This window comes from Vibrio sp. HM8-C, from assembly GCF_058630515.1.
On sequence record NZ_JBMMKS010000003.1, the window covers coordinates 1 to 12,690 of the forward strand.

Annotated in this window: 9 protein-coding genes; 6 read left to right on the forward strand and 3 right to left on the reverse strand. The window is 43.2% G+C overall.

All coding sequences use genetic code 11. From position 1 onward, the window contains the following. Positions 1-14 precede the first annotated feature (14 nt). Entirely contained in the window at positions 15-1,448 is a 1,434-nt protein-coding gene (locus tag ACOSVQ_RS04805) for a DUF2867 domain-containing protein (RefSeq protein ID WP_491981436.1), read from the reverse strand. A 100-nt stretch (positions 1,449-1,548) separates the two neighbouring features. Here ACOSVQ_RS04805 and ACOSVQ_RS04810 point away from each other — a divergent pair, with 100 nt between their 5' ends. The 6 genes from ACOSVQ_RS04810 (at position 1,549) to ACOSVQ_RS04835 (ending at position 10,594) form a co-directional block, all read left to right on the forward strand. Then, a complete protein-coding gene (locus tag ACOSVQ_RS04810; RefSeq protein ID WP_491981437.1) occupies positions 1,549-2,925 on the forward strand; it encodes an MATE family efflux transporter in 1,377 nt (458 codons plus the stop codon). A 121-nt stretch (positions 2,926-3,046) separates the two neighbouring features. Next, on the forward strand, positions 3,047-3,718 hold the full coding sequence (locus ACOSVQ_RS04815; RefSeq protein ID WP_491981438.1) for an ABC transporter ATP-binding protein: 672 nt from the start codon (positions 3,047-3,049) through the stop codon (positions 3,716-3,718). After that, entirely contained in the window at positions 3,699-6,152 is a 2,454-nt protein-coding gene (locus tag ACOSVQ_RS04820; RefSeq protein WP_491981439.1) for an ABC transporter permease, read from the forward strand. The genes ACOSVQ_RS04815 and ACOSVQ_RS04820 overlap by 20 nt, the downstream gene beginning before the upstream one ends. After that, the gene (locus ACOSVQ_RS04825; RefSeq protein WP_491981440.1) at positions 6,152-7,276 is read left to right on the forward strand and encodes a lipocalin-like domain-containing protein; all 1,125 of its coding nucleotides are present in this window, start codon (positions 6,152-6,154) and stop codon (positions 7,274-7,276) included. The genes ACOSVQ_RS04820 and ACOSVQ_RS04825 overlap by 1 nt, the downstream gene beginning before the upstream one ends. Positions 7,277-7,557: 281 nt before the next feature. Continuing rightward, a complete protein-coding gene (nhaA, locus tag ACOSVQ_RS04830) occupies positions 7,558-8,706 on the forward strand; it encodes a Na+/H+ antiporter NhaA (RefSeq protein ID WP_491981441.1) in 1,149 nt (382 codons plus the stop codon). A gap of 253 nt (positions 8,707-8,959) precedes the next feature. Next, a complete protein-coding gene (locus tag ACOSVQ_RS04835) occupies positions 8,960-10,594 on the forward strand; it encodes a hypothetical protein (protein ID WP_491981442.1) in 1,635 nt (544 codons plus the stop codon). Between the two features lie 94 nt (positions 10,595-10,688). On the opposite strand, the gene ACOSVQ_RS04840 is transcribed toward ACOSVQ_RS04835, so the two are convergent. Then, complete coding sequence (locus ACOSVQ_RS04840) at positions 10,689-11,309, reverse strand: OmpA family protein (RefSeq protein WP_491981673.1); 621 nt, start codon at positions 11,307-11,309, stop codon at positions 10,689-10,691. Then, a complete protein-coding gene (locus ACOSVQ_RS04845) occupies positions 11,309-12,622 on the reverse strand; it encodes a TolC family outer membrane protein (RefSeq protein ID WP_491981443.1) in 1,314 nt (437 codons plus the stop codon). The genes ACOSVQ_RS04840 and ACOSVQ_RS04845 overlap by 1 nt, the downstream gene beginning before the upstream one ends. Positions 12,623-12,690 lie beyond the last annotated feature (68 nt).

Below are 12,690 nucleotides of genomic sequence, written 5' to 3' on the forward strand. Positions count from 1 at the left end.
AATCCTTAAACGGGTTATCTATTCGCTTTGGCTTTTCTGACGATGGCTTTCACCATGCCGTTAAAGATAAACAGATGTGCGGGCATCATGGCAAACCAGTACATCAGCCCCCAAAAACCTTTGGGATGCCACCATGCGGTGACGTTCAACTCGCGCTTATCTCCATGATCTTTAATCGTGAATTCTAATCGCCCTAATCCCGGTCCTTTCATGCCGAAAAACAATGACAAAAATTCATTAGCTTCGCAACGAATGACTTTCCAAGAATCGATATAGTCTCCGACTTTAAGCTCAGGACCTTCGGGGCTACGGCGAATTGGACGTCCACCACCGAAGAAGATGTCTAACCATTCACGAGTGCGCCATAGAATATTGGCAAAGAAATAACCTTCTTCTCTGCTGCCGATGGTTTTAATGATCTCCCACAGTTCGTGGCTAGATAATTGAGTTTCAATGCTTGCACCCGCTTGTTTTGGATAATAACCAAAGCCCGGCTGCCACCTTTTTAGTGCGTTAGGTTCAAAGCCCCATACTTTGCTGCGAACGAACGTGCCTTCATGTTCAATAGTGCTTTTGACGGCGTCACGGTATGCAATCAAAATCTGAGGATAGCGAGTTGTCAGCTCGTGGCAATCAGCAATATAGTCATGCTCTAAACCAGCAAGCAGAGCACGTCCAATACTCGAAGGAACGGATGTCACTACACCTAACCAGTAAGATGCCATTTGTGGCGTTAGCAATGATGTTGACCAGAGGCGGAAAGGTTTGTTTGCCAATTCACAAATAACACGGAACTGTTCACGATAAGAGAGCGTATCAGGACCGCCAGCTTGGAAAAGTTGGTGCTCAGTCGGCGACTCTTTTGCCAGTTGTAGTAAGTAATGATTCAAGTTTTCCAGCGCAATTGGGTTGGCTTTGGAATCAACCCATTTGGGCGTGATTAATATTGGCAAGTTGTAGACAAAATCACGCATGATTTCAAAGGCTGCGGAACCCGGTCCAATGATGACACCTGCTCTAAGCTCGGTAATCGGCACTTGGCTTTTTCTGAGAATTTGGCCTGTTTGCTGACGTGCTTTCAAATGCTCGGAATTGCCAGTTTGTGGCTGCAGGGCACTTAAATAAATCACGTGTTTTACCTGACTGTTATCCAGAGCCAGTTTAAAATTATTGGCGAGTGAAAGTTCGTATTCAGCAAAATCGTGACCTTGTGCCATTCCATGCACCAAGAAAAACACCAAATCAAACTGAGGCACCAAGTTCACTGTTGCGTCTTTATCAGCAAGATCGAGATAGGTGATGGTTAATCTTGGGTGAGGTGTTACTCGCGCTTGTAAATAGTCAATGTGACGGGCTGCCGCTGTGACTTGATAGCCTTCATCGATTAATAGCGGTAAAAGCTGGGAACCCACATAACCTGATGCGCCAAGCACAAGTACTTTTTTCATTATTTACCCTTGCATTATGTTGGTTAGATTATGCACTAATGAGTATAATAGCCGCTTAATTTTTCTCTTTCTATCAATCCTTTGTCTCTAGGGGTGTCGTTTGTCTCTGTTATCCCAAGTTTTACTCCATACAAAAGGAGATTTCTTTCGTCGTTTGGTCGCTATCGCACTGCCGATCAGTTTACAGACGTTGTTACTTTCTAGCCGAGGATTGGTCGATGTATTGATGCTTGGGCAACTAGGCGAAGCTGAAATTGCTGCGGTTGGTGTTGCTGCGCGTGCGACCTTCGTTTCGACCATCATGCTCATTGGGATATCAGCTGGCGGTGCTCTGCTTTCTGCTCAATTCTGGGGGGCGGGTGACAGAGACGGCGTTAGGGGAAGTACTGCGTTAACTTGGCTGATGTCGATGATATTTGCCTTTTTTACCGTAGTTCTATTCGTCATCTACCCACATGACATAATGGCACTGACTACCGATTCTGAAATCGTCAATGATCTTGGTAGTCAATATTTGGTTATCACGTCATTCAGCATGTTCGCTATTGCTTGTGCAAACAGCATGGCGATAGGTCTGCGTGCGATGCACAAGCCCGGTATCAGTACCTTCTTTAGTGCCATAGGTATTGCCTCAAATGTTGTGTTCAACTGGATTTTGATTTTCGGTAAGTTAGGATTTCCAGCTTTAGGTATTCAGGGTGCAGCTATCGCCACGGTGATAAGTGGCGTTATTGAAGTCGCCTGTTTATACAGTTACCTCTATAGCCGAAATCATCTGCTGGCGTTCCGATTTGCCGATATCGTAAAAGTCTTGGAAATTAGCAACGTCGTTCGTTTTTTAAAGCTTTCTTTACCAACCACGTTTAATTTTCTTGCTTGGTCCGGTGGTTTATTTGCTTACCATGCCATTATGGGACAATCCGGTGTGCAAGGGCTTGCAGCACTCTCCGTTATGACGCCAGTTGAGTCAATTTCACTCAGTTTGCTGATTGGTTTATCAAATGCTGCGGCAGTATTAATTGGTAATCAGCTTGGCGCGCGCAATTATGAAGCGGTTTACTATCAAGCCATTGGTGTGATAGCTGCTAACTTTATCACCGCGATTTTTATGTCTGGGATGCTGTATTTACTGCAAATACCGATTCTAAATTCGTTTAGTGCTCTAACGGAAGAAACGCGAGCTCTGGTTGAAAAATTCATGTTGATTCTAAGCTTGGGTATCGTATTACGTTCAATTCCGATGGTTGCCATTGTTGGCGTCTTACGTGCCGGCGGAGATGTAAAGTTCTGTCTAGGTCAGGATCTTATTGCTCAATGGGTGATTGGTATTCCGCTAGCTGCTTTTGCTGCACTTTACCTAAATGCTAGCCCTGAATGGATCTACCTGTTGTTTTTAAGTGAAGAAGTCGTGAAATGGGTAGGGTGCTATTTCCGCGTAAGAAGTAAGAAGTGGATGCGCAATTTAATCGGAAGTTGAATTTTGGCTACCGAGTTGCTGCATTTTGCAACAACTCGGTACCAGTACGCCGCAAAATACTTCCTACATAAAGGGAATTAGTGTAGATTCTGTCTCCAATTTTAGTCGACGGTGATGATTGATGTTACAGCTGGTAAACCTGAGCAAAGGGTATGTAGATGGTGGTGAATTCCATCCTGTGCTGCAGGGCGCTGAACTAACGATCCACCAAGGCGATCAACTGGCTTTGATGGGTGAAAGTGGCTCTGGTAAGAGTACGCTACTTAACCTCATCGCTGGTTTAGATGTTGTGGATTCTGGTGAAATCTGGTTCCCAGACTTTTCGATGCACAACACTTCGGAATTCCAAAGAACGGCTTATCGCCGTAACAATATCGGTCATATTTTTCAGCAATTTAACCTCCTTCCTACGTTGAATATTGCAGATAACATTCGTTTTTGCCGTCAGTTAAAAGGTTTGCCTGAAGACACGGGGTTATGGCGCCAGATTATTTCAGCATTGGATTTAATGCCTCTATTAGGTCGCTATCCTGAAGAAGCGTCCGGTGGTCAACAACAAAGGGCTGCTATTGCTCGAGCGTTGTATATGGAACCAAAAATCCTACTCGCAGACGAACCGACTGGTAGCTTGGATGAACGCAATGCTGAAGCAGTAATGCGATTGCTAACCACGTTGGCAAGGCAGTTAAAATGTACACTTTTCCTTGTTACTCACAGTGAAAAGGTTGCTCAGCATATGGACGGATGTATTCGCCTCCAAGGAGGACACCTCCATGTTATGGCCCGTAGTTAAGGCGCTACTTGGTCACTATCGTCGGTATCCTTTACAGATCATTCTTGTCTGGTTTGGTCTTACACTTGGTATTTCTCTACTTGTCGGTGTCACTGCAATTAACCAGCATGCTCGTCAGAGTTACGAAAGCGGTGAAAAGCTTTTTGCCAACCCTTTACCTTACCGTATTCGCACTAAACACGTAGCCAACAAAATCCCTCAAGGTTTTTATGTCCAATTACGCCGTGATGGTTTCCATCAATGTGTGCCATTCGACAGCTATCGTTTCACCACCCAACTTGGTACAGACGTAACATTACTCGGCATAGACCCAGTAGCGCTGGTTCCAGTAATGGGGCAAAAGTCACTCAATGACATCAAAGCGTTGAAACTGATGCAACCACCGTATCCGGTAATGGTTGGGCAAGAGCTTGCAGCCCACCAAGGTTGGGAAGACGGAGACATGATTCAACTGCATGACGGCTCTCAACTTGGTCCGTTAGTGATAGACCATCAAGGGATGGTAAGCGGTACACGTTTAGTTGCAGATATGTCTCTGGTTCGTCAGTTAAAGAAAAGTTCAGGATTTTCTGTAATTGCGTGCGGTCCTATGCCTGACGAGAAACTTGAAAGACTCGCGAACAGCTTGCCAAACGGCATGCTTTTAGTTCGTAGCACTCGTTCAGAATTAGAATCTCTAACTAAAGCATTCCACATGAATTTAACGGCGATGGGTATGTTGTCGTTTTTAGTTGGTTTATTCATTTTCTATCAAGCCATGTCGCTTTCCCTGATACAACGTCAACGCTTAGTTGGCATGTTGCGTCAGACTGGAGTGAACGGCTGGCAGTTAGCCCAAGCGTTAATGATCGAACTGTTGGGCTTAATTATCGTCAGTTGGATTTGCGGTAATGGATTAGGTTTATTACTCGCGAACAAACTCATCCCTTCCGTATCGGTTAGCCTTGCTGACCTATATAACGCCAACGTCGGTTTATCGATCGAGTGGGATTGGGAATGGAGTAGCTACAGCTTCTTTATGGCGGTTAGTGGCGCTTTAGCCTCTTGCGCTTGGCCGCTGGTTCGTTTGTTAAAGTCTCAACCAATTCGTTTAAGTACACGTCTCTCGCTTGCAAGATTTGCAGGTTCGGAATTTAGCATTCAGGCCTTTATCGGTGGAGCGCTGGCTGTTGCTGCGATCGCTATTTACCAAGCGCCGAAAACTCAATCTTCAGGCTATACGATTATTGCTTTAATGCTGGTGAGTGCTGCGCTATTTACCCCATTTGTTATCTGGAAACTTTTTAACAGCTTCTCCTACACTCTTCGTTGGGTGAAAGCTCGTTGGTTCTTTGCAGATGCTGCGGCGAGTATGAGTTATCGTGGCGTAGCAACTATGGCTTTTATGATTGCGATGGCTGCCAATATTGGTGTTGTGACTATGGTTGGAAGCTTCCGAGACACAACGGACAAATGGCTTAACCAACGTCTTGCTGCAGACATGTACTTGTATCCGACTAACAGCTCCGCTTCGATGATCAGCAGTTGGTTAACCAATCAACCCGATGTTAAGGATGTTTGGTGGCGCTGGGAGCGCGAGTTTCCATCCAATAAAGGGACGCTACAAGTTGTCAGTACTGGCGAGACAGAAGGTGAGTCTAATTCGCTGACGGTCAAACTTGGTGTTCCAAGCTATTGGTATTATTTACATCATTCGAAAGGCATCATGATCAGCGAGTCGATGGCAATCAAGATGAACTTGAAGCCCGGCGATAAAGTTGATTTGTCTGAGCCGCTAGGTCTTGATTGGCAGGTTGTCGGTGTTTATTATGACTATGGTAACCCTTACAACCAGATTTTAATGTCTCATGCTAACTGGCTTAATGCCTTTGCGGGTACTGGAGACGTTGCTTTAGCCGTTGTTCTAAATAAAGACGCTGATGGTGAAAAGGTAACTAATCGACTCAATTCTGTGTTCCATCTTGATGCGGAACGGGTTATTGATAACAGTACAATTCATCGTCAAGCGATGCGAGTATTCGACCGTACATTTGCTATAGCCGATACCCTTGGAAATATCACTTTGCTTATTGCCGTTTGCGGGATTTTCTTTGCGACTTTGGCAGGAGAGCTTTCTCGTCAGAAACACACTGCATTGTTACGTTGCCTTGGTGTATCGGGCAAAGAGTTAGTTATTCTCGGTGCATTACAGTTATTTGTGTTTGGTTTGATATCACTGTTAATCGCCTTGCCTTTAGGATTAGCTCTAGCAAAATTGGTGATTGATGTAGTGATACGGCAGTCGTTTGGTTGGACAATGGAACTTCAATTGATGCCAATGGCCTATGTGAAAACAGCCATCCTTTCAATGTTGACTTTGATTGTTGCCGGAGCGTTACCAATCATTCGTCTCGTACGTAAAGCCCCGATGAAATCATTAAGGGATGCTCTGTAATGAAGGTAAGAGTAAGTCTTAAATACCTGATTGGTTTCCTGATTCTTGCCGCGATGGCTTCTATCGCAAGCATCATCTTTCGTGAATTCCAATTTGAAGATGATGAAGTACTAAACGACGAAGTGAGCTCTATCTTGTCTGTCGATGCCAAGCATGCGTATACGCCTGTGTTGCCTGACAATCCTGTTATTCTGCCGGCAGACTTTTCCTTCCATCCTCAGTATCAGCACGAATGGCTGCATCTATTCGCCAATGTACATGACAAGCAAGGACATACCTATTCAGTGCAATGGAGTTATTTCCGCATAGCTAATGATGTGAGAAATGATGAGTTGGGTTGGTTAAACTCGCAGCTTTATTTCTCTTATACCGTTGTATCGACAGATAAAAAGGTTTGGAAAGAACAGCGTGTCGCTCGCGGCGGTATTGGTCAGGCCGGAATGAATACACTCCCGCTCCGCATGTGGATAGACGAGTGGACATGGCGTTCGTTGGGGAGAAATCCTTTCCCTGGTCACTTAGATGTAAAAACAGATACCTTTACTGTGTCGCTATACAGCGACATGACGGGGCCATTTGTATTGCCTGGGGATAGAGGTTACCAGAAGAAACACGCGGTAGATCCTGTTGCGACCTATAACCTACAAGCACCATTTCTCGATGTTTACGGCCAACTGAAATTGACTAAAGATAGTGACCCTATTGCGATTGAAGGTACGGCTTTCATGAGCAAAGAGTGGGGGAGCGGTTTAATTAGTGACAAACAACAAGGTTGGGATAGGTTTGTTATTAAACTCGATGAAAACACATCTTTAACCGTGAACCGTTATAGGCACGAGAGAGAACTGCCATATACATTCGGTACTTTGTCTTCAAAAGACAATACGGTGGTATTAAACAGTGAAGATATGGTTATCGTTCCTCTGAACAAGGTCGTTATAGAAGGAGGGCGAGTGGTGCCCCTAGAATGGCGAATTACCGTGCCGAAATACAACATCGATCTCAAGACCTCTGTGGTCAACAAGCAATCTTGGTTGCCATTTGTCGTCCCTTATTGGGAGGGAGCTTTGAATACGACGGGTTCGCACATTGCACAAGGTTACATGCAGTTGACTGGTTACTAAGAGTAATCAGTAATTTCAAGGTATAAAGGAGCTAATGCTCCTTTTTTCATATCTAAAGGTGACTTATTTCAATTCCTAATATTGTTGGGACAATTAATTCTTTCCTATACTTACCAAATAGCGATTAATACGGAATATGTATTCTAAATGTTCGTTTATTTCGGAAATTCCGATGTTTTGAGTCATTACAAGCGATTATTCAAGTTTGTTCTAAAGCACTAAACTCCTGTGCATCTGTTCGAAATCATGTATCGAGATAACGAAAAAATAAGGACGATATAATGACTGATATCATTCGCGACTTTTTAAAGATGGAGTCTGCTGGTGGCATTATCTTGGTAATTGCAGCAGCCGTTGCTATGGTAATTGCCAACTCTCCGCTTAATGAGTTTTATCAAGCGGGTCTGCATACTTATATTTTGGGTATGTCTGTTTCACATTGGATCAACGATGGCTTGATGGCTATTTTCTTCCTGTTGATCGGCCTTGAAGTAAAGCGTGAACTGCTTGAAGGTGCACTAAAATCACGCGAAACCGCAATTTTCCCAGCAATCGCAGCTGTGGGCGGTATGCTTGCTCCAGCTCTGATTTATGTACTGTTTAACATTTCAAACGAAACCGCTATTCAAGGTTGGGCAATTCCAGCTGCAACAGACATTGCGTTTGCGTTAGGGATTATGGCGCTACTAGGTAGTCGAGTGCCAATTAGCTTGAAAGTGTTCCTGCTAGCGTTGGCTATCATTGATGACTTAGGCGTTGTTGTTATTATCGCGCTGTTCTACAGTGGCGAACTATCGACAATGGCACTGGCAGTGGGCTTCTTAATGACTGCTCTTCTGTTTGTAATGAATGCTAAACACGTGACTAAGATTAGTGCCTATTTGATTGTTGGCTTTATTCTGTGGGTTGCCGTTTTGAAATCTGGTGTACACGCAACACTTGCTGGTGTGGTAATTGGTTTCTCTATTCCACTTAAAGGAAAAGACAAAGAACATTCACCGCTTAAGCACCTAGAGCATGGTCTTCATTCATATGTAGCCTTCGGTATTTTGCCTCTGTTCGCTTTCGCTAACGCAGGTATTTCACTAGAAGGAGTGTCGTTGAGTGGTCTGACTGAAGCTCTTCCGTTGGGTGTAGCGCTAGGTCTGTTTGTTGGTAAACCTCTTGGTATCTTTACCTTTAGCTGGGTAGCCGTAAAATTGGGTGTAGCTAAATTGCCGGAAGGTATTAGTATGAAGCACATCTTTGCAGTATCTGTGCTCTGTGGTATCGGTTTTACTATGTCGATATTCATCTCATCGCTTGCATTTGGTGCTGAATTTGCAGACTTCGATACTTATGCGCGTCTTGGTATCTTAATGGGTTCGACGATGGCTGCAGTTGTTGGTTACTTCCTACTAAGCGCGTCATTACCGAAGAAAAAAGCGTAATATACGACGTTTTCTAATTTGAATTTAAAAGCCCCTCGATAGATAAATTCGAGGGGCTTTTTGTTTGTCTAGTGTTTTTGCGGATTTTGTGCATATTTGGAAGCGGTAATTGATAATTATTATTATGTAAGTCTTAGCTTACGTGATGCCTATCTAAAATCTTGCTAACTTAATTAAGAGATGAAATATTATGCAATTCAATTGATTAACCTGATGAACAAGAGATTCTCTACTTCATCGATTTGAAGTTTACATGGCAGTAGATATTAAAAACCTTAAGGTCATTATCATAGAAGAGCAGATTGTGCTGCTTTCCTACATGAGTAACATGCTTAAAAATATGGGGTTTAGTGACGGAAACATCCATAAGGCTTCAAATTTCATTACGTTTAATCGCCTAGTAAAGAGTCATACTTATCACTTAATTATCTGCAATTATCTGGCAAGAGGGCATGTTGTCGGAAGAAAATATAAGCAGCTATATCAACAATGCTCATGTTTTTCTAATGATTGCGCTTTCGTTTTTGTCACTGGAAAGCTTAACGACGAAGAGCGGTTACAAATCGAGGCGATGTCACCAGATGCAATTATCGAGACTCCGTTCAACTATAACCAACTCAAAAATATCATTGATGAAAGCTTAAGAAAAAGACAAGCTTTTACCACCATCACACATCATCTTTCACAGGGAAATGTGGACCATGCAAAGTTGGTTTGTAATCGTCTAACCAAGAAAAATCCAACGTGGCGCATTGAGTTAAATAAAGCCATCATTGAACATCAGCTAGAGCACGATAATGCTGCAGATGCATTTCAAATATTGGATGCGTTACATGTTGAATGCCCAAGTGAGTGGGTGTTATTAAAGATGATAGAGCTACATTCAAAAGTTGGTAACAAAGACACAGCTCTTGAGTTAGCACATGAATATGAAGCGATTGGTTATCCTGAGCATCATTTAATCTCAGAAATCACAGCCTACAATTCCATTCTGGATAGCAATATCGAACATGCTCTTGAAATACTGACTCAGATAACGACTCGATATCCGCACTTGATTGATGCAACCATCAATTTGGCTTATTTGTTGGTTGCATCAAACGACCACCGTAACGCTTATGACAACTTAAGTCGTGTTAATCCTAATTTCATTCTGAATGCTGAGCAATTTCTCTGCATTGAAGAGCTGCGGTTTTCTTTGGAAGTGATTAACGTACTCCAAACGAATAATCAGGTTCTAAAAAAACACCTCTTAACTAAAATGAATCGCTTTTTGACGTCGCAAGCGAATCAAATCGATGAAGTGAGTGTTTCAAAGTTGCTTTATAAAACGGTGGCAGATGTTATCTCTGGTAATCCTGTTTGTTCAAAAAGCCGCTTGGATAGTTTGTGGCAAGGTACTCGATTACCTCATAGGAAAATTATGGTTGTGTGCTTAGCCTGCTACATGGGTTTTATTGACGAAGTCAGCGAGTGGGTGAACCTTGAATCGAATAGTCTTAAGAAGATCAAAAATATTGATGCGGCGGTTGCTTTGACGGTTTACAAAAAAGTGAACGATCTTAAACAAAGGAAGCAGTACAGGATCGATTTTGCTGCTCAACTTGAAGCGTCTGGCCGTATGATTGAGACGTTAGCGATTAAGTCTCACGAAATGCCGAGCTTAATTACTCATCATTTGGATTTCGTTAACGGCATGATTAAGTATCAACTCGATACTTCGCAGAATCTTGATATGTTGTGGTCTCAGTTTAAAAAGAGTGCTGCCATTCTAGTGACGAACTTGGAAAAACAGGATGCTGCGCATCCTAAAGTCAAAGTGATTGAAAAAATGCACGAAAAGGTTCAGTCGAAAGTGATGAGTGCGATGAACGTAAAAAAGGTCTAATTGTACAGGAGCTCTTTTAAATGTTCGTCTATCTATTATTGTATGCATAAAAAACCCTGCTCATTGGCAGGGTTTTAACAGTTGTATTCTCTAACTAACGTTTATGCAGGGTCGAGAATATGGTCCATTCTTCAACAACTTTTTCCTTTAACCCAACAACAGTTGCAGTCACTTTTCGGTTCACTGCATGAGCTGCTGGATCATCGCCCTGATCTTCAAGTCGGCTTTCACCATACCCGATGATTCGAACTCGATCTGGGCTGATGTCGTAAGAAAGCAGTTTCTGTTCTACTGCTTCTGCACGTTTTTTAGAAAGTTCTAAGTTGTATTCATCCGAACCTACTTTACTGGTGTAGCCTTGAATCTCAATCGATGCGGACTTGTAGGTTTTCAAGAAATCCGCCATGGTTTGAATTTGGTTAGCAAACACTGGGTTGATTTCATACGAGTCATTGGCAAACAAAATACGTAGTTGACGCTCATCTTGAGCGCGTCTCACTTCTCCGCATCCGTCGTTATCGACTTCTGAACCTACAGGTGTTCCCGGACAAATATCGCGACCGTTGACAACGCCATCTTGGTCATCATCTTGCAAATCGGCAATTTGGTTGGCTGTTGGAGTTGGCATATATTCGTACTCTTCAGCACTGAATGCAGAAGCTGATAGGGCAAGGCCAGCGAGTATAGCTAGTGATAGAATGTTCTTCTTCATAATTAATACTCCACTTCCTTGGTCCATTCTTCTGGGACATCAACCAAAAGAGCATCAATCAGAACCCCTGTTGCGTTCATTACGCGATACTTGGCATATTGCTCCGCATAGTGAGCATCAAGGTATTCTTTACGAGCTTCGAACAACTCGTTTTCAGTGTTAAGCAAGTCAAGCAATGTTCGTTGACCGATACCATATTGTTTTTCGTACGCGATAACGGTTTGAGCCGATGAGTCAACGTGGTCGGCTAAGAAGTTTTTCTGTTGAAGGGTTAAGTCCAACGCACTCCATGATAGGCGCAAGCTTTCTTCAATCTGACGATATGCACTGTCTCTTAAGTCTTTTGCTTTGTTAAGTTGATAAGCAGAGCTTTCGCTTCTATCACTATCACTGCCACCGTTATACAAGTTGTATTTCATGCGAAGCATGGCAACTGTTTCGTCTGCACTTCCTTCATAACCACCTGCATCATCTCTCCAAGTTTGACGAGCTTCGATAGAGAAAGTTGGATAATAAGGCGCTTTAGATTGCTTGTATTGAAAGCGTGCAGCATCAACGTCTGTTTTAGCAATCTTGATTACTGGGTGTTTATCAAATGCTTCTACCAACGCATCAGTGAGTGACAATGGGATCTTAGATTCATCTGCTCGTGGGTATATTAATCCAAGAGGCTCTTGGCCTACCAAGCGGCGAAATTGTGTATGAGTATCAAAAAGATTATTTTGTGCCGCAAGTAAGTTACCTTGTGCTTTGGCTATACGTGCTTCAACTTGAGTTAAATCAGCCGTCGAGCCAACACCGGAATCCACGCGTTTTTTGATGTCGCGATAAATATCGATGTGAACCGCTAGGTTACTTTCAGACAGAGCAAGGATTTCTGTAGCTTTAACAGCATTAAGGTAAACATCTGTTACCTGAAGCGCCAAGTTAGAGGCGTCATCCAAAAGTTGTAACCTTGTCGATTCAGCTTCGGCTGCTGTTCTGTCCATGTCGTTCAGTGTGCCGTTACCATCCCACAATAATTGATTGAGGATGATACTTGCTTCCTTTCTTGTTAGGTCGGTGTCATCTCGTCCGGTACTAGACGCTGGACGAATGCCTTCGTAGCCAATACCAGCATCCAAATCGATAGTCGGTAAGTATTTACCGCCTGATGCTTTGCTGTCATTTACGGTACTGACATATTGGTTGTAGCTAGCTTTGATGTCAGGATTATTTGCTAATGCTATCGCCACTGCTTGCTCTAATGTTTGTGCGTAAGCAGAGGCGGAAGCCAGTAACAAACATCCTGTTAAGAATGAGAGGTTCCGTTTCACTATGAAGCTCCTTTGTGTGGAATTATCTCTTACTCGGCCATTGATATACTTCATTTTGTAGAGGCGAG